Here is a 23914-nt window from a genome sequence, read left to right on the forward strand (position 1 = left end):
ACCATGGGGCATCACGGCTGGGGAGGCCGGCCTCCCGCATCGGACGCGGAGGCCCGGCAGCGCATCATCGACGCGACCGCCCGCTGCATCGACCGGCACGGCGTCACGAAGACGACCCTGTCCGACGTCGCCGGCGAGCTCGGCGTCACCCGCCAGACCGTCTACCGCCACTTCGACCGTATCAGCGACATCATCGGCGAGGTAGCGGCCCAGGGCGCCGCGTCGTTCGTCGACCTGATGATCGCGCACCTGCAAGGGAGCACCGACCCGGCCGAAGCTGTGGTCGAAGGCATGGTCTTCTGCGTACGGACCATCCCCACCGAGCCACGCCTGAGCCTTCTGCTGCAACTCGGAGACACCACCGCATTCGGCCGCGGCGCCACCACCAGGGACACCATCGCCTACGGCGCCAAGATGCTGCAGCGCTTCCCCGTCGACTGGGCCGCTGCCGGCATCGACGAGGACGACCTCAACGGCCTCGCCGAAATCATCATGCGACTCCTGACGTCGCTGCTGCAGCACCCCAGCGAGCCACCGCAGGAAGAAGCCCGGCTCCGCACCTTCCTCAACCGCTGGCTGGCCCCGGCGCTGTCCCGGACATCAGCATCCGCCCACCCGCGTTCTTGAACGCTCAGTCGTCGTCGCCGTCGCCTGTGCGGCCGCCGCTGTGATCGCCGCCGTCTTCGTCGGCTTCCGGCCCAGCGGCACGCGGCTGGCCGAGGCGAAGGGGAGCACGGCGTGAGTTCGCGACCTTCGTCCACGACGGGAAACGGCAGCCGGGACTCGTCGCCGACGACCAGGTCCACCCGTTCGAATACCCCGTCGAACTGCTGGACCTGATCGTGGAGGGCGAGCAGTCCCTGCGCGGGGCCGGAGAACGTGCCCTGGCGGGATCCCTGCCGCTGCTGCCGCCGCTGCAACCGCCGACCGTACGCGACTACATGACCTTCGAGAGCCATGTCGAAGGCGTCGCTCAGGGCTACGGCGACACCGTCCCCGAGGAGTGGTACGCCGCGCCCGCGTTCTACTTCGCCAACCCGTACGCGGTGATCGGAGGTGAAGCTCGGCCCGGCCAAGGGCAAAGACACCGCCACCACCCTCGGCCCCTGGCTCGTCACCGCCGACGAACCGGAACCCCACCGCAACCCGGAAGGCCTCCTCGACCTCGCCCTGACCGTTCAGGTCAACGGCGATAACGTCGGTCAGGATCGACTGGCCAATATGGCCTGGACGCGGACTGTATGAGAGGCGGCAGTCGAGAGGCATCTGACCTGGTCTTTCCTTGCGCCCAGTGGAACTGATGGACTCCACGGATGCCCCGTAAGCTAGGGAGCATGGCCTACGAGATTCCGGTGACGCAAGCCAGGGCTGAGCTCGCCGATCTGATCAACCGCGTGGTGTACGGCGCCGAGCGCGTCGTCGTGACGCGGCACGGAAAGCCCCTCGTCGCCCTGGTGTCCGCCGCTGACCTGGAGCGACTCGAGAAACTCGACGCGATGGGGGACGAGCAGGTGATCAGCTCGGTCTCCGGGGTGCGCGAGGTGGCGTCCGCTCCCCGTGAACGCCAGCGGTTCGGGATCGCGGCGGAGCACCGGGGGCCGGGGGCGTCGTAGTCGTAGGAGTGGAGTGGCTGCGGTCCGCCGCCAGATGAGGGTGCGGGTGCGAGTGGGTGGTGGCGGCCCGTGGCGGGGCACGTCGAAAGACCATGCACCCCGTCCGCCACGGTGGGGGTGCACGGTCAGCTCTGTGCGGGTGGGCGGCTGGGCCGCGACCCTGGGCGTCAGTTCGTGAGCGCAGGCTCGGGCTCCGCCCGCCTGCTGCAGAGACTGCGCCACGAGCGGGCTCGCGGCCGAAGCGGTGAGCAGCTTGGGCCCCTGCTCGGTGACGACGACCGCTCCGTATACGGTCCGGTTCTCGATGGCGTCCCTGGCGGCGGCCTCGTCGGTGTAGCGGTGGATCTCGAAAGCTCCCTCGTGGACTTCGAGCCGCTGCTGAACCTGGGCGGCCGCGGTCGCCGGACCCGCCACGCCGAGCGGCAGATGGTGGGAAGCGGTACGGGCCGCGGGTCGCGGGCCAGGCGAAGGCCCACAGGGCGAGGGCCGCCAGGACCGGGACCAGCAACACGACGGCTGCGATGTGGCGGAGCCGCGACGGGGACGAAGGCTGCCGCGCCGCCCGGCACACCCCGCCGAGCATGTCGCCAGGACCCTGATCGCCGCGGCGCAGGGGTTCGACGCCCAGCAGGCGCTCTTCGGCGCCGCGCCCGCGGAGGTGCTCCAGGACGGCCTGCGGGCCTTGACGAGTGTGACTCCTCTCTCCCCCCGGATATATCCGGGGGGAGAGGTCACCTGGCGGTGGTCAGGCGTCGGCTTCCGGTCATCCACCTTCCGGCTGTCGGGCGAGGAACTCCGCGAACGCCGCCTTCTGCTTCGGATCCATGAAGCCCTGGCGGACGTTGCGGGCCCGCTCCTGGAGCCAGTGCGCCTCGGCGGGGTCCAGGAGTTCGGCGACCACCACGCCTCCGCGAGCGACCGCCGTGCGCCCTCCCGCGCGACGACGAAAGAGCGTGAACGCGCCGAACTCCGCCGGGTGGGCCAGTTCCGGCTTCTCCGAGTCGGCCCGGTTCTCGTCCCTGGCGTCACTCGTCGGACAGGCAGTGGGGGCCCAGTGCTCCCAGAGGGCCAGCGTGGCGGCGGGCACCAGCACGGCGAGTTCCGCCTTTTCCCGCCCCTCCCACATGAACGTGACAGTGACGGGCTCGCCGACCGCCTCGGCCAGCCCGAGCACCCTCTCCATCTCATCGTTGACCGGGTAACCCGCCACCACATCTACCTGTATTCCCATGGCGCCTGAGGCTACTGGCCGCTTCTGACATACCGGGCCCACCGCCCGGGATCTCCGATGACGAGATCCGGCCGGATCACCGCGTGGCGGTTAACGTCCCTGAAACCCCGCGCAACTAGCCTGCACCACCACGTCACCAGGGGTTTTCGGGGCTCGGGGCACGCGCAGTCGCGCAGTTCCGGCCGCGTACCGCAGTCGCGTACTGCGTTCGGATCCGTCGTGGTGGCTGCGGCAACCGGACCCCGCACGGTCCGGAGTGACGACTGTGAGGTGGGACGCCGTGCAACTGACGCCGCACGAGCAGGAGAGGCTGCTCATTCATGTGGCCGCCGATGTGGCCGGGAAGCGCCGGGCCCGGGGACTGAAGCTGAACCACCCCGAGTCCGTCGCCCTGATCACCTCGCACATCCTCGAAGGAGCCAGGGACGGCCGCACGGTGGCCGAACTCATGGCCTCCGGACGTCAGGTCCTCACCCGCGAGGACGTCATGGAGGGCATCCCCGAGATGATCCACGACGTGCAGGTCGAGGCCACCTTTCCCGACGGCACCAAGCTCGTCACCGTCCACGACCCGATCGTCTGACGGGGGAGCGGCAGCCATGATTCCCGGAGAGATCCTGTTCGCCGAGGGGCCCGTCGCCTTCAACGAAGGCCTCGCCGTCACCCGGCTCACCGTCCTCAACGCCGCCGACCGGCCCGTCCAGGTCGGTTCGCACTACCATTTCGCCGAGGCCAACCCCGGTCTCGACTTCGACCGCGCAGCCGCCCACGGCAAGCGGCTCAACGTCGCCGCCGGCACCGCCGTGCGCTTCGAGCCCGGGATCCCCGTGGACGTCGAACTCGTTCCGATCACCGGCGCCCGTGTCGTGCCGGGCCTGCGCGGCGAGACCGGAGGAGCCCTCGATGCCTGAGATCTCGCGTGCCGCGTACGCCGACCTGTTCGGTCCCACCACCGGCGACCGTATCCGGCTCGCCGACACCGACCTCCTGATCGAGATCGAGGAGGATCGTTCCGGCGGCCCCGGACGCGCCGGTGACGAGGCCGTGTTCGGCGGCGGCAAGGTCATCCGCGAGTCCATGGGCCAGTCACGCGCCACGCGCGCCGACGGCACTCCGGACACGGTCGTGACAGGCGCGGTGATCGTCGACCACTGGGGAATCGTCAAGGCCGACGTGGGCATCCGCGACGGCCGGATCACCGGCATCGGCAAGGCCGGCAACCCCGACACCATGGACGGGGTGCACCCGGATCTGGTGATCGGCCCGGAGACCGAGATCATCGCGGGCAACGGACGGATCCTGACGGCCGGTGCCATCGACGCCCATGTGCATCTGATCTGCCCGCAGATCGCCGACGAGGCGCTCGCTTCGGGGATCACGACGCTCGTCGGCGGCGGCACCGGTCCGGCCGAGGGTTCCAAGGCGACCACGGTGACACCCGGCCCCTGGCACCTGGCCCGGATGCTGGAGGCGATGGAGGAGTACCCGCTCAACTTCGGGCTGCTCGGCAAGGGCAACACCGTCTCGCAGGAGGCGATGCTGTCGCAGTTGCGCGGCGGCGCGCTCGGCCTCAAGCTCCACGAGGACTGGGGCTCCACGCCCGCCGTCATCGACGCCGCGCTCACCGTCGCGGACCGGACCGGCGCACAGATCGCCATCCACACGGACACGCTCAACGAGGCCGGGTTCGTGGCCGACACGCTCGCCGCCATCGCGGGGCGCACGATCCACGCGTACCACACGGAGGGCGCGGGAGGCGGGCACGCGCCGGACATCATGACCGTCGTCTCCGAGGCGCACGTGCTGCCCAGTTCGACCAATCCGACCCGGCCCTACACCGTCAACACCGCCGAGGAACACCTCGACATGCTGATGGTCTGCCACCACCTGAACGCCGCCGTGCCCGAGGACCTCGCCTTCGCGGAGTCCCGGATCAGGCCCACCACCATCGGGGCCGAGGACATCCTGCACGACCTCGGCGCGATCTCGATCATCTCCTCCGACGCGCAGGCGATGGGGCGCGTCGGCGAGGTCATCATGCGGACCTGGCAGACCGCGCATGTCATGAAGCGGCGCCGGGGAGCGCTGCCGGGGGACGGACGCGCGGACAACCGCCGGGTACGTCGCTATGTCGCCAAATACACGATCAACCCCGCCGTCGCTCAGGGCCTCGCCCGGGAGATCGGCTCCGTCGAGACGGGCAAGCTCGCCGACCTGGTGCTGTGGGAGCCCGCGTTCTTCGGGGTCAAGCCGCATCTCGTCGTCAAGGGCGGGCAGATCGCGTACGCGCAGATGGGCGATGCCAACGCGTCCATTCCCACGCCGCAGCCGATCCTGCCGCGGCCCATGTTCGGGGCGATCGGCCGGGCCCCCGCGTCCAACTCCTTCAACTTCGTGGCACCGATCGCGATCGAGGACGGGCTGCCGGAGCGGCTCGGGCTCGGGAAGCGGTTCGTCCCGATCGAGTCGACGCGCGGGGTGACCAAGGCGGACATGCGGGAGAACGACGCGCGGCCGCTGGTGCGCGTCGATCCCGACAGCTTCGCCGTCACGATCGACGGGGAGCTGGTGGAGGCCACGCCTGCCGCTGAACTGCCCATGGCCCAGCGGTATTTCCTCTTCTGAGGCGTGACGCGTGGCGCCTGGCGCCAGGCGCCAGGCGCCTGACCATTGTCGTTCTGAGGGTTTTGAGGTTCTGAGGTCCACCATGTCGCGTGCTGCGTTGCTTGTGCTGGCCGACGGCCGGTTTCCCGCCGGAGGGCATGCCCACTCCGGCGGGGCCGAGGCGGCGGTCAAGGCCGGCCGGATCACCGGGGCGGCGGACCTGGGGGAGTTCTGCCGGGGCCGGTTGCACACGTCCGGGCTGGTGTCGGCCTCGCTCGCCGCGGCTGCCGCACTCGGTCTCGATCCGGTGGAACTGGACGGCGCCGCGGACGCCCGAACGCCGTCCCCCGCTCTGCGCGTCGCCGCCCGCAAGCTCGGGCGGCAGCTGATGCGGGCCGCTCGGGCGACCTGGCCCTCACTTGAACTCGACGCGCTGGCGGCGGAGTTTCCCAAGGGAGCCCATCAGCCGGTGGTGCTGGGGCTGACGGCCCGGGCCGCGGGTCTCGGGGCGGAGGATGCCGCGTACTGCGCTCTCTACGAGAGCGTGAGTGGGCCGGCGAGCGCGGCGGTGCGGTTGCTGAGCCTCGATCCGTTCGATGCCACCGGGGTACTGGCGCGGCTGGCTCCCGAGCTCGACCGGGTCGCGGAGCAGGCGGTCGGGGCCGCGCGGTGTGCGGTTGAGGGCGGGGTCGGCGCGTTGCCTGCGGCTTCCGCCCCGCTGCTGGAGATCGGGGCGGAGGCGCATGCTGCTTGGGCTGTACGGCTGTTTGCCTCGTAGGGGGGTTTCTTCACCCCCGCCGCCCCTTCCCGTCCCGTCGCTTCTGGGAGCTGCGCCCCCAGACCCCCTCTCCCCCTTTCTGGCTCTCTCCCTTTCCGGGGTTCCGGCTTATCGGCCTGGACGGCCTCGTCCTCGGACGCCGGACGGGCTGAAAAAGGCCGGCGAAGCCGAACTGATGGTGAAGCCGAACCGATATGGAGCACCTCCTGATGCACCTTGATCACAACCACACTCACGATGGCCCCCTGGCCGTCAGCGCCGACGCCCATCGGCCCGACGGGCGTCGCCGGGCCCTGCGTATCGGGCTCGGCGGGCCCGTCGGGTCCGGGAAGACCGCCACCGTGGCCGCGCTGTGCCGGGCGCTGCGCGACGAGTGGTCGCTCGCGGTCGTCACCAATGACATCTACACGCGCGAGGACGCCGAGTTCCTGCTGCGCGAGGCCGTGCTGCCGCCCGAGCGGATCACCGCTGTCGAGACCGGGGCCTGCCCGCACACGGCGATCCGCGACGACATCTCCGCGAACCTCGAAGCGGTCGAGGATCTGGAGGACGAGGTCGGGCCGCTGGATCTGATCCTTGTCGAGTCGGGGGGCGACAATCTGACGGCGACCTTCTCGAAGGGGCTCGTCGACGCGCAGATCTTCGTGATCGACGTGGCGGGCGGGGACGACATCCCCCGCAAGGGCGGGCCCGGGGTCACCACGGCCGACCTGCTCGTGGTCAACAAGACGGACCTGGCCCCTCATGTCGGCTCGGACCTCGGACGGATGGCCACCGACGCGAAGGCACAGCGGGCCGAACTGCCGGTGGTGTTCCAGTCGTTGCGAGCCGAGGACGGTGTCAGGGATGTCGCCGCCTGGGTGCGGGAGCAGCTCGCCGCGTGGGCGGCATGACGGCCGGGGCGGCTGGAGCAGTCGGAGCAGTCGGAGAGGCCGGGGCAGTCGGAGCAGCCGGGGCCGGGGTGCGGGCCACCGCGCGGATCGGTGCCCGTCCGGACGGGCGGGGCGGCACCGCGCTCCCCACCCTGGAGGGCGGGGGCCCGCTTGCCCTGCGCAGGACGCGAGCGAGCGGCGACGAGGCCAGGGTCATGCTGGTCGGTGCGATGAGCGGCCCCCTGGGCGGCGACCGTTTCACCGTTTCGGCCGACGTGGCCGAGGGGGCACGCCTGCACGTCGGATCGGCCGCGGCCACCATCGCGCTGCCCGGACAGGCCAAGGGGGAGGCGCGTTATGACGTACACCTGAAAGTCGGCGCGGACGCCGAGCTGTGCTGGCTGCCCGAGCAGCTGATCTCCGCGAACGGCAGCGAGCTGCACCTCACCACACGCGTCGACCTGGCGGCGGGCGCCCGGCTGACGCTGCGCGAGGAACAGGTCCTCGGGCGGACCGGCGAGGAGCCCGGGCGGCTCACGAGCCGGCTCACCGTCCTGTACGACGGACACCCTCTGCTCGACCAGGAGCTCTCCTCCGGCCCCGGGGCGCCGGGTGGGTGGGACGGGCCCGCCGTGCTCGCCGCGCATCGCGCGCTCGGCCAGCTTCTCGTCGTACGGCCCCAGTACGCGCGGCGGCCGGTCGAGCCGCGGCTGCTGGGGGAGTTCGCCTCGCTCACCCCGCTCGCGGGCCCCGGCGCCCTGGTGACGGTCCTCGCCCCCGACGCGCTCCACCTGCGCCGCACGCTCGACGAGGCCCTGCGCTCACTCGGCTGACGTACCGGCGAAGTACCGCTGACGGACCGGCGAAGTATCGGTGCCGTACGGGGAAACGAGCGTCACCGCTCAACGGGCAGAGGTGTTCCGGTTATCGGATTGGCAAAGAAGACACAGCACCCCTGTTCTCAGGTACCTCACAGCCGAAAGGATCCCCCCGTACTGACCACGACGACAGCAGGGGGAGAACTCTCTTGAGAGGTATGAGAAGGGTGACAGCTTTCGGCTCGGCCGGAGCGCTCGTCACCGCGACGCTCATAGCCGGTGCCGTCGCGGCCCCGGTGGCAAGCGCGGACATCCGCCACGGTCAGGACAGCCAGACACGCGGCGCCGAGATCGCCGCCGCTCGTGCGGCCGAGGCAGGCATCGACTGGAAGGACTGTCCGGCCGACTGGGCCATCGCGAAGCCCGTCCAGTGCGGCTGGGTCACGGTGCCGCTCGACTACGCGAAGCCCAACGGCAAGAAGATCAAGCTCGCCGTGGACCGCATCGGCAACACGGGCACGAAGGCGGAGCGCCAGGGCGCCCTCGTCTACAACCCCGGCGGCCCCGGCGGTTCCGGACTGCGCTTCCCGCTCCGGGTCACCACCAAGAACCCGCTCTGGGTGAACACGTCGAAGGCGTACGACTTCGTGGGCTTCGACCCGCGCGGTGTCGGCCACTCGGCGCCCATCTCCTGCGCCGATCCGCAGGAGTTCGTGAAGGCGCCCAAGATGGACCCGGTGCCGGACTCCGAGGCCGACAAGCGTGTCCAGCGCAAGCTCGCCGGCGAGTACGCGGACGGCTGCGGCGAGCGCAGCGGTGAGATGCTGCCGCAGATGACGACCCCGAACACCGTCCGCGACCTGGACGTGATCCGGGCCGCGCTCGGCGAGAAGAAGCTCAACTTCCTGGGCGTCTCGTACGGCACGTACATCGCCGCCGTCTACGGCACCATGTACCCGACCCACGTCCGCCGCATGATCGCGGACAGCGTCGTCAACCCGTCTCGCGAGAAGATCTGGTACGAGGCCAACCTCGACCAGGACGTCGCCTTCGAGACGCGCTGGAAGGACTGGCAGGACTGGGTCGCCAAGAACGACGCGTCCTTCCACCTGGGCGACACCCGGGCGAAGGTCCAGGACCAGTGGTTGAAGCTGCGCGCCACCGCCAAGAAGAACCCCATCGGTGGCGTCGTCGGTCCGGCCGAGCTCATCGGTTTCTTCCAGAGCGCGCCGTACTACGACTCGTCGTGGGTGCCGGTCGCGACCGTCTTCAGCAAGTACGTCGCCGGTGACACCCAGGCGCTCGTCGACGCGGCGGCGCCCGACCTCTCCGACACCGCGGGCAACATCGCCTCGGAGAACGGAAACGCGGTCTACACGGCCGTCGAGTGCACCGACGCCAAGTGGCCCACCAGCTGGAAGAAGTGGGACCGCGACAACAGCAAGTTGCACAAGAACTACCCGTTCATGACGTGGGCCAACGCCTGGCTGAACCTGCCGTGCGCGACCTGGCCGGCCAAGCAGCAGACCCCGCCGACCGTGAAGACCGGCAAGGGCCTGCCGCCCGTCCTGATCGTGCAGTCCACGCGTGACGCGGCGACGCCGTACGACGGCGCCGTCGAACTGCACAAGCGGTTCAAGGGCTCCCGCCTGATCACCGAGAAGGACGCGGGCTCGCACGGCGTGACCGGGCTGACCAACCCGTGCATCAACGAGCGGGTGGACACCTACCTGCTCACCGGCAAGGTCGGCGCGGCCGACGTGACGTGCGCGCCGCACGCCACGCCCAAGCCGTAGCCGTCACCGGCAGCTGAAAACAGGCACCTGAAAACAGAGGGGGGCGGCCGTCTCAAGGCCGCCCCCCTCTTCGTGTCTCATGCTCCGCGACTCAGGAGCCCCGTCCGGCAGAGCGTCAACGCTGCGGCAGGCGCGGGAACTTGCGCGCCTTCGCTTTCTCGGCGGCCTCCGCCGCCTTCACGTCGGCCGCGTACCGGTCCACGTACTCCTGCTCGGAGAGGGTGAGGATGGCGTACATGATCTCGTCAGTGATCGCGCGCAGGATCGCCTTCTCGTTCTCCATGCCGGCGTAGCGGGAGAAGTCGAGGGGCTCGCCGAAGCGGATCGCCACGGGGTGGACCTTCGGGATCTTCCGGCCCGGGGGCTGGGCCTCGAAGGTGCCGATCATCGCGCACGGGACGACGGGCACCTCGGCCCTCAGCGCCATCACCGCGACGCCGACCTTGCCCTTGTAGAGGCGGCCGTCGTGCGAGCGGGTGCCCTCCGGGTAGATGCCGAGCAACTCGTCCTTGCTCAGCACGCCGAGCCCCTCACGGATCGCCGCCTGGCCCGCCTCCTTGCCGGAGCGGTCCACCGGGATCTGCCCGATGCTGTGGAAGAAGGCCGCCGTCAGCCGGCCCTTGATGCCGGGCCCTGTGAAGTACTCGGCCTTGGCGAGGAACGTGATGCGCCGCTTGAGGATCGCGGGCATCAGGAAGTGGTCCGCGAATGACAGGTGATTGCCCGCGACGATGGCCGCTCCGGTGGCCGGTACGTGGTCCAGGCCCTCGATCCGGGGCCTGAAGACCAGCCGCAAGAGCGGTCCCAAAATCACGTACTTGAGAACGTAATAGAACAACGGGTCGCTCCTCGCTTCGCCGGATCGGCTCAACCGCCGTGTTCTAGCTGGTCAAGAGGTGTGCTGCGGGACGCCAGTGTATGTGCAGGCACCGCGCCCCGTAACCGCCTCTGTTCGGACTCATGCTGGCCCGATGCCATCGTGCGGCACCACCCACCCGCCGCGGCGGGTGGCTCGTTCCCGACGTCCTCCGACGGCCCCCGGAAAGGATCAGGCGCTTACCCGGGGCTCGACTGCCGGTCGCCCCGCGAGGCGTCACCGTCCCACGTGCCGACCACCGTGGACAGGTCGTCCAGCAGCCGCTGGGTGTCCGCCGTCAGGCCACCCAGTGCGGGCGCGGTCTCGCGACCGCTGTCCGCGAGTTCCGAGGCCAGCCGGTGATGGACGGTGGTCGCCGTTTCCATGGCACGGCGGCGTTCGCCGACCGCGTCGCCCCGGGAGGCGAGGATGTCACCGGCCGACCGCAGCAGCGGCGACAGGATGTCCGGTACGTGGTCCGGGAGCGAGACGGCCTCGTACAGCGAGCGGGTGATCGCCCTGATGTGCTCGGTGATCCGGTCCCAGGTGAAGTCCCAGTGGGTGGGCGGCGGTGTGCTCGCGGAACGGCGCAGGACGCGCCCCGGGTTGAAGCGGAAACTCTCGTCCGACCAGCGGCGCGCGGTCCGCAGCTCCGTCATCACGTCGGCCAGCCGCACCGCGCTGTCGTACCAGTCGCGGGCCCGCTCCTTGTCGTACGACGCCTCGATTCCGTCGGCGACCGTGTGCAGCAAGTCGGCGCAGTCCTGCGGCAGTCGGCTGCGCAGGTGGTGGACGTGACGGGAGTGGACCGGCGGGCGGACACCGGCGTTCACGGCGATTCCGATGGCCGCGCCGAGCAGGGTCTCCAGGATCCGGTGCAGGATGTCGAGGCCGCTGGACGAGCCGTAGGCGAGCACGAACAGCGCGGCCGTCGGCGCGTAGAAGCCCTGGGAGCCGAGCCGTGCGTAGTTGCCGAGCAGCGCGGTGAGAGGCAGGGCCAACGCCATCGCGGCCATCGTGTGGTGGGTCAGAGCGAGCGCGCCGGCGGCGAGCAGGGTGCCGGTGACGACCACCACGACCTGCTGCAGGGCGGACAGCAGCGAGCGGTAGACGGTGCTCTGCACCAGGAACAGCGCGGTCCACGGCGCGAGGAGCGCCATCGGCGCGGTCCACCACCAGCCGGCGATCGCCCAGGCCAGCAGTGCGGCGCCCGCTGCCTTGAGGGACTGGATCGCCGTGTCGCGCTCCGACCCGGACTCCGTGACGGACCTGCGAACCGAACGCCCGATGGCGGCGGCCTCCCAGGTGACGGCGTGCCACACGTGATGCTTCCTTTCCTTCGGCCTTCGCGGGCGACCACCAACCCCAGGTGTTCCAGGGACGGGGCGTCCGGCCCGAGTACCCGGAGCCCGAAGACGCACGCGACGGCCGTCGGGCCGGGCCTTCGCCGTCTCCCCGGCACTGCGGAAGGGATGCTTTCCCCGCGCGCGGAGTGTCGGAAACTGCGGAAAGGGGACTCGGGCGCCAAAAGCGGACCACGGTTGGCCGCTCCTTCGGCGGAGGGGGCCGCGATCGGCCCGGAAGCGACGGTTCACCCAGGGAGCCGGGGGTACTCAGCCGTCTCCCCGACGCTTGGAGGCGCGATGAAGGAGAAGAACCCGCTGAAGGCCGTGGCGGAAAAGGCCGCCGACGCCCTGCGCGGGGAGGGCCCCGAGGACGGGGTCCCCGGCAAGCCCGGAGCGAGCACGCCCCCGGTCGTCGAGCCGACCGAGCCGCACGCACCACTGCCGCCCAAGTCCGACCAGGGCGCACCCGGGAACGTCGGCCCCACCGGTCGGCCGACGGGCGCGGACCCGGACGTACGGGCCCAGGGGGACGCCTATCTGACCACGGCCCAGGGAAACCGGCTGTACGAGACCGACCACTCCCTGAAGGCCGGCGCCCGCGGCCCCGTCCTCCTCCAGGACCACCACCTGCGGGAGAAGATCACCCACTTCGACCACGAGCGCATCCCGGAGCGGGTCGTGCACGCCCGGGGCGCCGCCGCGCACGGCATCTTCCAGGGCTACGGCACCGCTGCGAAGGTCACCAAGGCCGCCTTCCTCGCTGACGGGGCCGAGACACCGGTGTTCGTGCGGTTCTCCACGGTGCTCGGCTCGCGCGGCTCGTCGGACACGGTGCGTGACACCCGGGGTTTCGCGACGAAGTTCTACACCGCCGAGGGCACCTTCGACCTGGTCGGCAACAACATCCCGGTCTTCTTCATCCAGGACGCCATCAAGTTCCCGGACATCATCCACGCCGGAAAGCCGCACCCCGACCGTGAGATCCCGCAGGCACAGAGCGCCCACGACACCTTCTGGGACTTCGTGACCCTGCACCCCGAGGCCACCCACCACACGCTCTGGAACATGTCCGACCGGGGCATTCCGCGCTCCTACCGCATGATGGAGGGCTTCGGCGTCCACACCTTCCGGCTGGTGAACGCCGAGGGCTCCACCACGCTCGTGAAGTTCCACTGGAAGCCGAAGCTCGGCGTGCACTCCCTGGTGTGGGAGGAGGCGCAGATCGCGGGCGGCATGGACCCGGACTTCCACCGGCGCGACCTCGCCGACGCCATCGAGGCCGGCGCGTACCCGCAGTGGGAGCTGGGTATCCAGACCTTCCCGGACAACGCCGAGCAGACCTTCGAGGGCATCGACCTGCTCGACCCGACGAACATCGTCCCCGAAGAGCTGGCCCCCGTGCAGCCGATCGGTCTGCTGACGCTCAACGCCAACCCGACCAACTACTTCGCCGAGACCGAGCAGGTCGCCTTCCACCCCGGCCACCTCGTGCCCGGCATCGACGTCACCGACGACCCGCTGCTCGCCGGCCGGCTCTTCTCCTATCTGGACACGCAGATCAGCCGGCTGGGCGGGCCGAACTTCGGGCAGATCCCGGTCAACCGCCCGCACGCCCCCGTCAACGACATGCTGCGGGACGGCATGCACCAGACGGCGGTGCACACCGGCACGGCGCCCTACCGGCCCAACTCGCTCGACGGAGGCTGCCCGTTCCTGGCGGGCGCCGGCACCCGCGCATACATCGAGACGCCGGTGGAGGTGGAGCGGGCGAACAAGGAACGCCAGGCCCCGGCGTCGTTCTCGGACCACTTCAGCCAGCCCCGGCTGTTCTGGCTCAGCATGACGCCGGTGGAGCGCGAACACATCGTCGCCGCGTACACCTTCGAGCTGAACAAGTGCTACGAGCAGGCGGTCAAGGAGCGCGCGCTCAAGGTCCTCGCCAACATCGACCCCGAGCTGTGCGAGCAGGTCGCCACCGGTCTCGGTCTGCCCGCGCCCCGGGCGACCGTGCCGCTCGTGGCGGCCGACCCCAGCCCCGCCCTCTCCCAGATCGGCGGGACCTGGCCGCTGGACGGGCGGATCATCGGCATCGTCACCGACGGGCAGGGCGACATCGACGGCGTCCGCACCGTGCGTGAGGCGGTCCTGGGCGCCGGCATGGTCCCGCTGGTGATCGCGCCCACCGGCGGGAAGCTCGATACGGAGGGCGAGCCCCTCCAGGTGCAGCGCACCTTCGCCACCGCCCGGTCGGTGGAGTTCGACGCCATCCTGGTGGCAGGCGTCCCCGGGCCGGGCAAGGACGCCTTCGGCGTGCGCGACGCCAAGGCGGGCGATGCGGCGGCGTCCGACGGAGTCGCGGATCCGCGGGTGTCGCTGATGCTGACGGAGGCCTTCCGGCACGGGAAGGCCATCGGCGGCTGGGCCGGCGCCGACGCGGTGCTGGCGGCCGCGGGGGTCCCTGCGGGGGCCGCGGGTGTGGTGACCGCGGACAGTGGCTCGGGCGCCCTGGAGCAGATCACCCGGTTCCTGGGTGAGCACCGGGTGTGGGACCGCTTCGGGACGGCGCTCTGACCCGGACCCGGACCTGGTCCCGGACCCGGTCGCGGCCTCGGCCTGGAGGGGCACTCTCCGTGTTCCGTCGGCTGATCAGCGGTGGGATTGAGGGGCGGGCCGGCGGCGGGTGGCGTGGATGGAACCGAGCAGATTGAGGGACTGGGCACTGGGACTGCCTGGTTCGGCGTGGTAGATGACGAGCTGCTGGCCGGGGGCGTCGCGTACGTCGAAAGCCTGGTAGGTGAGGGTGAGGGGGCCGACGTCCGGGTGGAGGAGGTGTTTGGCGTCCCGGGTCTTGCCACGCACGGTGTGGGCGTTCCAGAGCCGGTCGAAGTCCGCGTTGTCCTTGGTGAGGGTGCGGACGAGCTCGCGCAGCCGTGGGTTGTCCGGGTCGAATCCGGTTGCCTCGCGGAGGTTGGCGACGGTGGCCTGTGCTGCCCGGTCCCAGTCCATGTAGAAGTTGCGGCCTGCGGGGTCGAGGAAGGTCATGCGGGCCAGGTTGTCCGCCGGATCGAACGGGGCGTAGAGGGCATCGGCCTGGGCGTTGGCGGCGAGGAGGTCCAGGGTCCGGTTCATGACGAACGCTGGAGTGTTCGGGTAGCCGTCCATCAGCTGTCGCAGCGCTGGGCTCACCCGCTCGGTGGCCTGGGCGGAGGGCCGGTCGTTCGGCGTGGCCCCGGCCAGCCGGTACAAGTGCGCGCGGGCGTCCGTGTCGAGGTGCAGTGCGCGGCTGAGTGCGTCGATCACCTGAGGTGAGGGGTTGCGCTCGCGGCCTTGTTCCAGGCGGGTGTAGTAGTCGGCGTTGACTCCGGCCAGGACGGCGACCTCCTCGCGGCGCAGTCCGGCGACTCTGCGGGGCCCGTGACTCGCCATGCCGACGTCCTCCGGCCGCAGGTCGTCGCGGTGTGCGCGCAGAAAGTCTCCCAGGTGGTTGTCGTCCATGTGTTCAGGCTAGGCGAGGGCTCGGTGCGCTGCCTGGGTGTGCCATGCCCAGGCAGCACGCGTCCTGGTTGATGGCCGGTGACCTGCCCAGACTCGGTGGAGCGGAAAGGACCACATCGTTCGAGGAGAGGAGTCCGCCATGGCCGGGACCGTTGAGGGCGACCACGTCGACCACGTTGACCAGGTCGACGTGGTCGGGGTGTGGGTGACCGCGAATGGTCACATCCGCCAGGAGCTGCTGCCGGACGGCCGGTACGACGAAGCCCGCGGTGAGCGCGCCAGCGCGTACACCGGCCGGTACACGGTGGCCGGCAACCACCTGGACTACGTCGACGACACCGGCTTCACCGCCACGGGCGACATCCGGGACGGAGTGCTCTATCACGAGCACCTCGTGCTCTACCGGGAGCAGAAGCAGCCGTAGAGAGGCCGTAGAGAGGGCCGGGCCCGTGACCGCCCTGGTGTCGGGGGGGGCGACTCCGCCGTCGGCGGACCAGGAAGGCCCGACACAACAGTCACCCGACACAACAGTCACCCGACACAACAGTCAGTCGACAGCAACGAGAATCAGGACCACATCCATGACAGGACAACGACTTGACGGCAAGGTCGCGCTGATCACGGGCGCGACCGGCGGCCTCGGCGCAGCGACCGCCGAGCTCTTCGCCGGCGAAGGCGCCCGGCTGGTGATCACCGATATCGCCGAAGGCCCCCTGCGGGAGCTGTCCCACCGGATCGAGGCACGCGGCGCGGAGGTCGTCGCTGCCCGCCTCGATGTCTCCTCCGCACGGGAGTGGGACGAAGTGATCACCGTCGTACGCGAGCGGTTCGGAACGCTGGACGTGCTCGTGAACGTCGCCGGCATCCTGGACTGGCCGGGTATCGAGGACACGCGGGAAGAGGCGTGGGACCGCGTCATCGACGTGAACCAGAAGGGCACATGGCTCGGCATGAAGGCGGCGATGCCGCTCCTGCGTGCGAGCGGCAACGCGTCGGTGATCAATACGTCGTCAGTACTCGGCCTGGTGGGAAGCGGTGCGGCTGCGGCCTACCAGGCGTCCAAGGGGGCCGTGCGCCTGTTGAGCAAGACCGCCGCGGTCGAGTACGCCCGGCAGGGAGTACGGATCAACTCGGTGCATCCCGGGGTGATCGCCACGCCGATGATCCAGGACCTCCTGGACGACCAGGGCGACCAGCAGCCGGACATCCAGCGCACCCCCATGCTCCGAGCCGGCCGCGCCGACGAGGTCGCCCCCGCGATCCTCTTCCTGGCCTGCGACGACTCCTCGTTCGTCACCGGCTCGGAGCTGGTGGTCGACGGCGGGCTCACCGCGCACTGAACAACCCGGCCGTACGACGTCCACGTGGGCCTGCCGTGAATGCGTCAACGGCGCGGCCCACCCGGTCCGCGCACGTGGAAGCCCGGGGGCGCCCCCGGGGCCGGCCGGTCGATCCCTCAGGACGCCCCTGTCCTCAGGACTGTCTCCAGGGCGCCGAGAGCTGTTCGTAGTTCCTCGTCCGTGATCGTGAGGGGCGGGGCGAGCCGGATCGTCGACCCGTGCGTGTCCTTCACGAGGATCCCCTCGCGCATCAGGGCCTCGCTGATCTCGCGGCCCGTACCGACGGCGGGGTCGATGTCGACGCCCGCCCACAGCCCGCGTGCGCGAAAGGCCTGCACGCCCTTGCCGAGGAGAGCCGTCAGCCCCTTCCGCAGCACCACGCCCGACTCCTCGGCCCTGCGCTGGAACTCACCGGTCTCCAGCAGCTCCACCACGGCCGAACCGACCGCAGCGGCCAGCGGGTTGCCGCCGAACGTCGAGCCGTGCTCGCCCGGCCGCAGCACCTGGAGGACCTCGCGCCGCGCGACCACCGCGGAGACCGGCACGATGCCCCCGCCGAGTGCCTTGCCGAGCAGCAGCACGTCCGGGACCACCTCCTCGTGTTCGACGGCCAGAGTGCGGCCCGTGCGCCCGAGGCCCGACTGGATCTCGTCGGCGATGAAGAGACACCCGGTCCGCCGGGTCAGCTCGCTCACGCCCCGCAGATAGCCGTCGTCCGGGATGACGACCCCGGCCTCGCCCTGGATCGGCTCGATCAGCACGGCCGCGGTCGTCTCGTCGACGGCCGCTTCGAGCGCGGCGAGATCGTTGTACGGGACCACGCGGAAACCCGGCGTGAAGGGCCCGAACCCCGCGCGGGCCGTCTCGTCGGTGGAGAAGCTGACGATGGTCGTCGTACGGCCGTGGAAGTTGTCCGCGGCCACCACGATGGTCGCCCGGTCCGGTGCGACGCCCTTCACGTCGTACGCCCACTTGCGGGCCACCTTGATGGCGCTCTCCACGGCCTCGGCGCCCGTGTTCATCGGCAGCACCATGTCCAGGCCGGTCAACGCGGCCAGGGACTCGGCGAACCCGGCCAGCCGGTCGTTGTGGAAGGCGCGCGAGGTCAGCGTCAGCTGGTCGAGCTGGCGGTGTGCAGCCTCGATCAGGGCCGGATGGCGGTGCCCGAAGTTGAGGGCCGAGTAACCGGCCAGCATGTCGAGGTAACGGCGGCCCTCGACATCCTCGACCCAGGTGCCCTCGGCGCGTGCGACGACCACGGGCAGCGGGTGGTAGTTGTGCGCGAGGACGGGCTCCTCGGCGCGGATCAGATCGGCGGACGAGCGCAGGGAACGGCTGGGCGCGACAGTCATGAGCGGATCTCCTGGGTGCAGCACTTGATGCCGCCGCCGGCCTTCTGGAACTCCGACAGGTCGACGGGGACGGGAACATAGCCGTGGCGGACGAGTTCGCCCGCGAGGGCCTCGGCGCGCGGCGCGATGAAGACGTGGCGGCCGTCCGAGACGGAGTTCAGCCCGAACACCATCGCGTCCTCGTGGGTGGCGATCACCGCGTCCGGGAAGAGCCGGCGGAGCACCTCGCGGCTGCCCGGGGAGAAGGCGTCCGGGTAGTACGCGATGTTCGCCTCGGGTCCGTCGTCGAGCACGAACAGCGCGGTGTCGAGGTGGTAGAAGCGCGGGTCCACCAACTGGAGGCTGACCGTCGGGACGCCGAAGAACTCCTGCACCTCGTGATGAGCGGCCCGTTCCGTACGGAATCCGGTGCCGGCCAGGAGATGGCGTCCGACGAGGACCAGGTCCCCCTCGCCCTCGCACACCGACTCGGGGCGGTAGACGTCGAAGCCCGCGTTCTTGAACCACGTCTCGTAGGCGGTCGACTCCGGGCGGCGCTGCGGTGCGTGGAAGAGCGAGCCGAAGACCCGGCCGGCCACGACCAGCGCCGAGTTCGCGGCGAAGACCATGTCCGGCAGACCGGCGACCGGTTCCACGCTGTCGACGGTGTGGCCGTGGGCGCGATAGGCGCGGATCAGCTCCGCCCATTGGCCCCGGGCCAGATCGACGTCGACCTGTGTGTCCTCATGCATCCAGGGATTGATGGCGTACTGCACGGCGAAGTGTCTGGGTTCGCAGACCAGAAATCGTCTGGGGCGCGGCACACGGCTCACGGGCACAGAGGGGTTCCTCCGCTTTCCTGCGGTGTCGAGTGGAATGCCTCAACGGTAGGAAGCGGGGGAGTGCTGCGACAAGAATCAGGGATTGCGTACGGCCGCAGAAACACTGCGTGTTGGGGCAGTTCGACGCACGTTTGTTGCGTGGTTGGTCCGAATGGGTGGAAGAAGCCCCGGACTCACCGCTCCGGAGTGAGATCCGGCGTCCTCACGCCTCCGGAACGGGATCCGGCGTCCTCACGCCTCCGGAACGGGATCCGACGTCCTCACGCCTCCGGAGCGGGCAGGTTCGCTCCCGCCTCCGGGCTCTCCGGCAGCAGATGCGACAGCACCATGAAGCTGACCGTCTTGCGGATGAACGGCTCCACCCTGATCCGTTCGAGCACCTCCTCGAAGTGCTCCACGTCGCGGGCCCGCACATGCAGCAGCGCGTCCGCGCCACCGGTCACCGTCATCGCGGCCGTGATCTCCGGATGGTTGCGCACCACCTCGGCGAGCCGCCGGGGCGGTGCCGCGCCCTCGCAGTACACCTCCACGTACGCCTCCGTACGCCAGCCCAGCGCGGCCGGTTTCACCGTCGCCGTGAACCCGGTGATCACGCCCGTCTCGCGCAGCCGGTCGGCCCGGCGCTTGACGGCCGTGGCGGACAGTCCGATCGCCGTGCCGATCTCGGCGAAGCTCGTGCGGGCGTTCGCCATCAGAGCCGTCACGATCTTCCGGTCGAGATCGTCGAAGGGCGCGGACGTGGGTCTCATGCGGGCACTGTATCCAGCGCCGACGACCTTGCCCGCCGCATGTGCAGGCGTACGGATTGCTCCTACACTGCGGGTTCATGCTGCGCGCCCTTGCCGTCGACGACGAACCACCCTCCCTCGCGGAGCTGCTCTATCTGCTGGACGCCGATCCACGGGTGAGCAGTATCGAGGGCGCGAGCGACGCCACAGCGGCGCTGCGCCGGATCAACCGTGCCCTGGACAGCGGCCCCGGTGGCGACGAGGGCATCGACGTCGTGTTCCTCGACATCCAGATGCCCGGTCTCGACGGTCTCGACATGGCGCGGCTGCTCGCCGGGTTCGCCAAGCCGCCGCTCGTCGTGTTCGTCACCGCCCACGAGGGGTTCGCGGTCCAGGCCTTCGACCTCAAGGCCGTCGACTACGTCCTGAAGCCGGTACGCAGGGAACGGCTGGCCGAGGCCGTCCGCCGGGCCGTCGAGCAGATGGACGCCGCCCCGCTGATACCCGTGCACGAACCCGACCCGGACCACATATCCGTCGAGCTCGGCGGGGTCACCCGCTTCGTCGCCGTCGAGGACATCACCCACGTCGAGGCCCACGGCGACTACGCGCGGCTGCACACCGCCCAGGGCAGCCACCTCGTGCGCATCCCCCTCTCCACCCTCGAAGAGCGCTGGCGCTCGCGCGGTTTCGTCCGCATCCACCGCCGCCATCTCGTCGCTCTCGGTCACATCAGCGAGCTCCGTCTGGACGCGGGTACGGTGAGCGTCCTGGTCGACTCGGTCGAACTACAGGTCAGCCGCCGTCACGCACGCGAACTGCGGGACCTGCTGATGCGCCGGACCGCGAGCTGAGGAGGCCGGAGTTGCCCCACGACCCCACCGACCGCCGGGTCGTCGTCACCGGGCCGCCGCGCCGAACGCGCCCGCTGAGCCGCTACCGGCCGCGGACCGAGATCGACGAGCAGACCACGCTCGGCCACACCTACGTCCGCTCCCTGATGCGCAGCCAACTGCGGGCCGCGCTCACTGTCTTCGCCGTACTCATCCTCCTCGTGGGTCCGCTGCCCCTGGTGTTCACGGTGATGGGCGACAGTTCGAGCCTCGAATGGATCGTGCTCGGCTTCTGCGTCTACCCGCCGCTGGTGCTGCTCGCCCGCTGGTACGTGCGCCGCGCCGACCGCAACGAGAAGGACTTCGTCCGGCTCGTCGAGGACCGCTGAGCCGTGACCAAGTCCGTGATCGAGTCCGTGACCGAGATCGTGACTGACTCCGAGACCGAGACCGAGACCGAGACCGAGGACCACTGAGCCCGTGAACGAGAACTACGCCGTTCCGGCGGTCGCGCTCGTGGTCGTCGCGACGGTCTTCGTCGGCGCCTTCGGCCTGCGCATCTCACGCACCACCTCCGACTTCTACGTGGCCTCACGCACGGTCGGCCCCCGGCTGAACGCGGCCGCCATCAGCGGCGAGTACCTCTCCGCCGCCTCCTTCCTCGGCATCGCGGGCCTCGTCCTCGTCCAGGGCCCGGACATGCTCTGGTACCCCGTCGGCTACACCGCCGGCTATCTCGTCCTGCTGATCTTCGTCGCGGCCCCGCTGCGCCGCTCCGGCGCGTACACCCTGCCCGACTTCGCCGAGGCACGGCTCGCCTCGCAGGGCATGCGCCGGCTGGCCGGTGTCTTCGTCGTCGGCATCGGCTGGCTGTACCTCCTGCCCCAGCTCCAGGGCGCGGGACTGACGCTGAACGTGCTGACCGGGGCGTCCAAGTCCCTCGGCGGCGTCATCGTCGCGGTCGTCGTGGTGGCGACCGTCGCCGCGGGCGGCATGCGCAGCATCACGTTCGTCCAGGCCTTCCAGTACTGGCTCAAGCTCACCGCCCTGCTTGTCCCCGCGCTCTTCCTCGTCCTCGCCTGGCAGGACGACGGCGCCCCGCGCCACGCCTTCGACGAACCCGCCATGTTCCGCGAGCACCGGGTCGTACGGATCGACACCGGACTCGACCTGAAACTCGACGGGCCGCTGACCGTCACCGCGGACGGCACGGTCGACGGCATCCGGTACGAGGACGAGCGAGTCGAACTGCCCGCGGGCGTCCACCGCATCGAGCGGGGCACCCGGCTGGCCTTCACCAAGGGCGACCCCGTGCCCGCGGCCGACCGCGGCGGCAACGGCGGCATGTCCACCTCGCTCGCCGCCGGCCGCGAGGAACGCCCGCTGTACGCCACGTACGGACTGATCCTCGCCACCTTCCTCGGCACCATGGGGCTGCCGCACGTCGTCGTCCGCTTCTACACCAGCCCGCACGGCGTGGCCGCGCGCCGCACCACCGTCGCCGTGCTCGGCCTGATCGGCGCGTTCTACCTGCTGCCGCCGGTCTACGGCGCGCTGGGCCGCCTGTACGCCCCCGAACTCACCCTGACCGGGGACGCCGACGCCGCCGTGCTGCTGCTGCCCGACCGGGTCATCGGCGGACTGGGCGGCGACGTGCTCGGCGCGCTGGTGGCCGGCGGGGCCTTCGCCGCGTTCCTGTCCACGGCCTCGGGCCTGACCATGGCGGTGGCGGGCGTGCTCACCCAGGACGTCCTGCCCACCCGCGGCGTACGGCACTTCCGCCTCGGCACGGTCCTCTCGATGATCGTGCCGCTCGCGGCGAGCATGCTCGTGGGCGGACTGCCGGTCGCGGACGCCGTGGGGCTCGCCTTCGCGGTGTCCGCCTCGTCGTTCTGCCCGCTGCTCGTCCTCGGCATCTGGTGGCACCGGCTCACTCCGCCGGGCGCGGCCGCCGGGATGCTCGTCGGCGGCGGCTCGGCGCTCCTCGCGGTCGCGGCGACCATGGCCGGCTTCCCGGGCACGGGCTCGCTGCACGCGCTCCTCGCCTGGCCCGCGCTGTGGTCGGTGCCCCTGGGCTTCCTCACGATGGTGCTGGTCTCGCTGGCGACACCCGGGCGGGTACCGGCCGGGACGGCCGCGATCCTCGCCCGGTTCCATCTGCCGGAGGAACTGGCCGGCGGACAGGTACGTACGGAGGCCAAGGCATGATCGGTTTTCTGGCGGGACTCTGTGTGGCGGTTCTCCCGCTGCTGGCGGCCGGCTTCTGGTTCGGCCGGCGCACCGCGCACTCACCGAGCCCCGGCGACCTCGGCACCCCCGTCGAGCACGCCACCTTCGAGACCCTGCACACCGCGTCGCTCGCCGCGCCCCCGCTGCGGGCGGGCCTGACCGGGGAGACGGCCCGCAAGTCCGCGCGACGGCTGCGCACCCTGCTCGGCACCGACGCCCTCTGCCTCACCGACCAGGACACCGTGCTGGCCTGGGAAGGTGTCGGCGAGCACCACCGGGACGAGATCATGGAGCGGATCGGCGGCCCCCTGGAGACCGGCCGCGGGGAGGCCTTCCGCCTCGTCTGCGACGAGCTGTACTGCCCGCTGCGCTGGGCTGTCGTCGCACCGCTCACCGTCGACGACCGGGTGCACGGGGCGCTCGTCGCCTGCGCGCCCCGCGAGTCCGCCGTACTCGTGAGGGCCACCGGAGAGGTCGCCCGCTGGGTCTCGGTCCAGCTGGAACTCGCCGATCTCGACCAGTCCCGCACGCGGCTGATCGAGGCCGAGATCAAGGCGCTGCGGGCCCAGATATCCCCGCACTTCATCTTCAACTCGCTCGCGGTGATCGCCTCGTTCGTGCGCACCGACCCCGAGCGGGCCCGCGAACTCCTGCTGGAGTTCGCCGACTTCACGCGCTACTCGTTCCGCAGGCACGGCGACTTCACCACCCTCGCCGACGAACTGCACGCCATCGACCACTACTTGGCGCTGGTGCGGGCCCGCTTCGGCGACCGCCTCTCGGTCACCCTGCAGATCGCCCCCGAGGTGCTGCCGGTGACCCTGCCCTTCCTCTGCCTGCAGCCGCTCGTCGAGAACGCCGTGAAACACGGACTGGAAGGCGGCTCGGGCAAGGTCGACAAGAGCCGTATCAGCATCACCGCGCAGGACGCGGGGGCCGAGGCGCTCGTCGTCATCGAGGACGACGGCCCGGGCATGGACCCCGGCCGGCTGCGCCGCATCCTGGCCGGCGAGGCCAGCTCCTCGGACGGCATCGGGCTGTCGAACGTCGACGACCGCCTGCGGCAGGTGTACGGCGACGACTACGGCCTCGTCATCGAGACCGCACTGGGCGCGGGCATGAAAATCACCGCCCGGTTGCCGAAATACCAGCCGGGCGTGCACTCGGCAGGACCGCTGCCCCGCGAATGAGTCCCCCGGAAA

23 protein-coding genes and 3 pseudogenes are annotated in these 23914 nt (G+C 70.6%); 18 read left to right on the forward strand and 8 right to left on the reverse strand.

Annotation, left to right across the window (positions count from 1 at the left end):
• Positions 1-3: 3 nt before the first annotated feature.
• The 3 genes and pseudogenes from AB0D14_RS04315 (at position 4) to AB0D14_RS04325 (ending at position 1613) form a co-directional block, all read left to right on the forward strand.
• A complete protein-coding gene (locus AB0D14_RS04315; protein ID WP_362774434.1) occupies positions 4-627 on the forward strand; it encodes a TetR family transcriptional regulator in 624 nt (207 codons plus the stop codon).
• A gap of 269 nt (positions 628-896) precedes the next feature.
• Positions 897-1233, forward strand: a pseudogene (locus AB0D14_RS04320) (fumarylacetoacetate hydrolase family protein); the annotation flags it as partial.
• A gap of 101 nt (positions 1234-1334) precedes the next feature.
• Positions 1335-1613: a type II toxin-antitoxin system Phd/YefM family antitoxin gene (locus tag AB0D14_RS04325; protein WP_362774673.1), complete on the forward strand. Its 279-nt coding sequence runs from the start codon at positions 1335-1337 to the stop codon at positions 1611-1613.
• Positions 1614-1811: 198 nt separating this feature from the next.
• Here AB0D14_RS04325 and AB0D14_RS04330 read toward each other — a convergent pair.
• Positions 1812-2196, reverse strand: a pseudogene (locus AB0D14_RS04330) (hypothetical protein); the annotation flags it as partial.
• Here AB0D14_RS04330 and AB0D14_RS04335 point away from each other — a divergent pair.
• Positions 2185-2307, forward strand: a pseudogene (locus tag AB0D14_RS04335) (TetR/AcrR family transcriptional regulator); the annotation flags it as partial. The pseudogenes AB0D14_RS04330 and AB0D14_RS04335 overlap by 12 nt on opposite strands.
• 69 nt (positions 2308-2376) lie before the next feature.
• Here AB0D14_RS04335 and AB0D14_RS04340 read toward each other — a convergent pair.
• Positions 2377-2844, reverse strand: coding sequence for a hypothetical protein (locus AB0D14_RS04340; RefSeq protein ID WP_362774437.1), 468 nt, complete (start codon positions 2842-2844; stop codon positions 2377-2379).
• Positions 2845-3124: 280 nt separating this feature from the next.
• On the opposite strand from AB0D14_RS04340, the gene AB0D14_RS04345 reads away from it, so the two are divergent.
• The 7 genes from AB0D14_RS04345 (at position 3125) to AB0D14_RS04375 (ending at position 9712) form a co-directional block, all read left to right on the forward strand.
• Positions 3125-3427, forward strand: a complete 303-nt coding sequence (locus tag AB0D14_RS04345) for an urease subunit gamma (RefSeq protein ID WP_362774438.1) — start codon at positions 3125-3127, stop codon at positions 3425-3427.
• A 16-nt stretch (positions 3428-3443) separates the two neighbouring features.
• Positions 3444-3755, forward strand: a complete 312-nt coding sequence (locus tag AB0D14_RS04350) for an urease subunit beta (protein ID WP_362774441.1) — start codon at positions 3444-3446, stop codon at positions 3753-3755.
• Entirely contained in the window at positions 3748-5469 is a 1722-nt protein-coding gene (locus AB0D14_RS04355) for an urease subunit alpha (protein WP_362774444.1), read from the forward strand. The genes AB0D14_RS04350 and AB0D14_RS04355 overlap by 8 nt, the downstream gene beginning before the upstream one ends.
• An 82-nt stretch (positions 5470-5551) precedes the next feature.
• Positions 5552-6226, forward strand: a complete 675-nt coding sequence (locus AB0D14_RS04360) for an urease accessory UreF family protein (RefSeq protein WP_362774447.1) — start codon at positions 5552-5554, stop codon at positions 6224-6226.
• 209 nt (positions 6227-6435) lie between these two features.
• Entirely contained in the window at positions 6436-7119 is a 684-nt protein-coding gene (gene ureG, locus AB0D14_RS04365) for an urease accessory protein UreG (RefSeq protein WP_362774449.1), read from the forward strand.
• Positions 7116-7931: an urease accessory protein UreD gene (locus AB0D14_RS04370; protein WP_362774676.1), complete on the forward strand. Its 816-nt coding sequence runs from the start codon at positions 7116-7118 to the stop codon at positions 7929-7931. The genes ureG and AB0D14_RS04370 overlap by 4 nt, the downstream gene beginning before the upstream one ends.
• 203 nt (positions 7932-8134) lie before the next feature.
• Positions 8135-9712 (forward strand): alpha/beta hydrolase, encoded by a 1578-nt coding sequence (locus AB0D14_RS04375; protein ID WP_362774452.1) that lies wholly within the window; start codon positions 8135-8137, stop codon positions 9710-9712.
• Positions 9713-9827: 115 nt separating this feature from the next.
• Here AB0D14_RS04375 and AB0D14_RS04380 read toward each other — a convergent pair whose 3' ends face one another.
• On the reverse strand, positions 9828-10550 hold the full coding sequence (locus AB0D14_RS04380) for a lysophospholipid acyltransferase family protein (protein ID WP_362774455.1): 723 nt from the start codon (positions 10548-10550) through the stop codon (positions 9828-9830).
• A 218-nt stretch (positions 10551-10768) separates the two neighbouring features.
• Positions 10769-11890: an FUSC family protein gene (locus tag AB0D14_RS04385; RefSeq protein ID WP_362774458.1), complete on the reverse strand. Its 1122-nt coding sequence runs from the start codon at positions 11888-11890 to the stop codon at positions 10769-10771.
• A 321-nt stretch (positions 11891-12211) separates the two neighbouring features.
• On the opposite strand from AB0D14_RS04385, the gene AB0D14_RS04390 reads away from it, so the two are divergent.
• Positions 12212-14485, forward strand: coding sequence for a catalase (locus AB0D14_RS04390; RefSeq protein WP_362774461.1), 2274 nt, complete (start codon positions 12212-12214; stop codon positions 14483-14485).
• A 75-nt stretch (positions 14486-14560) separates the two neighbouring features.
• On the opposite strand, the gene AB0D14_RS04395 is transcribed toward AB0D14_RS04390, so the two are convergent.
• Positions 14561-15409 (reverse strand): helix-turn-helix transcriptional regulator, encoded by an 849-nt coding sequence (locus AB0D14_RS04395; protein WP_362774464.1) that lies wholly within the window; start codon positions 15407-15409, stop codon positions 14561-14563.
• Between the two features lie 139 nt (positions 15410-15548).
• On the opposite strand from AB0D14_RS04395, the gene AB0D14_RS04400 reads away from it, so the two are divergent.
• Complete coding sequence (locus AB0D14_RS04400) at positions 15549-15833, forward strand: Atu4866 domain-containing protein (RefSeq protein ID WP_362774467.1); 285 nt, start codon at positions 15549-15551, stop codon at positions 15831-15833.
• Positions 15834-15990: 157 nt separating this feature from the next.
• Positions 15991-16749 carry a glucose 1-dehydrogenase gene (locus tag AB0D14_RS04405; RefSeq protein ID WP_362774470.1) on the forward strand — a complete coding sequence of 253 codons (759 nt, stop codon included), beginning with the start codon at positions 15991-15993 and terminating at the stop codon, positions 16747-16749.
• Positions 16750-16865: 116 nt separating this feature from the next.
• Here the strand turns inward: AB0D14_RS04405 and rocD are convergent, their stop codons facing one another.
• The 3 genes from rocD to AB0D14_RS04420 all read right to left on the reverse strand — a co-directional run bounded on the left by rocD (position 16866) and on the right by AB0D14_RS04420 (position 19671).
• On the reverse strand, positions 16866-18101 hold the full coding sequence (rocD, locus tag AB0D14_RS04410; protein ID WP_362774473.1) for an ornithine--oxo-acid transaminase: 1236 nt from the start codon (positions 18099-18101) through the stop codon (positions 16866-16868).
• Positions 18098-18919 (reverse strand): dimethylargininase, encoded by an 822-nt coding sequence (gene ddaH / locus AB0D14_RS04415; protein WP_362774476.1) that lies wholly within the window; start codon positions 18917-18919, stop codon positions 18098-18100. Before ddaH ends, rocD begins: the two co-directional genes overlap by 4 nt.
• Positions 18920-19182: 263 nt before the next feature.
• The gene (locus tag AB0D14_RS04420; protein WP_362774479.1) at positions 19183-19671 is read right to left on the reverse strand and encodes an Lrp/AsnC family transcriptional regulator; all 489 of its coding nucleotides are present in this window, start codon (positions 19669-19671) and stop codon (positions 19183-19185) included.
• Between the two features lie 77 nt (positions 19672-19748).
• Between AB0D14_RS04420 and AB0D14_RS04425 the strand changes: the two genes are divergently transcribed.
• From AB0D14_RS04425 to AB0D14_RS04440, 4 genes are all read left to right on the forward strand, one after another.
• The gene (locus tag AB0D14_RS04425) at positions 19749-20504 is read left to right on the forward strand and encodes a LytTR family DNA-binding domain-containing protein (RefSeq protein ID WP_362774482.1); all 756 of its coding nucleotides are present in this window, start codon (positions 19749-19751) and stop codon (positions 20502-20504) included.
• A gap of 11 nt (positions 20505-20515) precedes the next feature.
• Positions 20516-20872, forward strand: a complete 357-nt coding sequence (locus AB0D14_RS04430; RefSeq protein WP_362774485.1) for a hypothetical protein — start codon at positions 20516-20518, stop codon at positions 20870-20872.
• A 91-nt stretch (positions 20873-20963) separates the two neighbouring features.
• On the forward strand, positions 20964-22691 hold the full coding sequence (locus tag AB0D14_RS04435) for a cation acetate symporter (protein WP_362774488.1): 1728 nt from the start codon (positions 20964-20966) through the stop codon (positions 22689-22691).
• Positions 22688-23902, forward strand: coding sequence for a histidine kinase (locus tag AB0D14_RS04440; protein WP_362774491.1), 1215 nt, complete (start codon positions 22688-22690; stop codon positions 23900-23902). The genes AB0D14_RS04435 and AB0D14_RS04440 overlap by 4 nt, the downstream gene beginning before the upstream one ends.
• Positions 23903-23914 lie beyond the last annotated feature (12 nt).

The organism is Streptomyces sp. NPDC048484 (assembly GCF_040651415.1).
Taxonomy (GTDB): Bacteria; Actinomycetota; Actinomycetes; order Streptomycetales; family Streptomycetaceae; genus Streptomyces.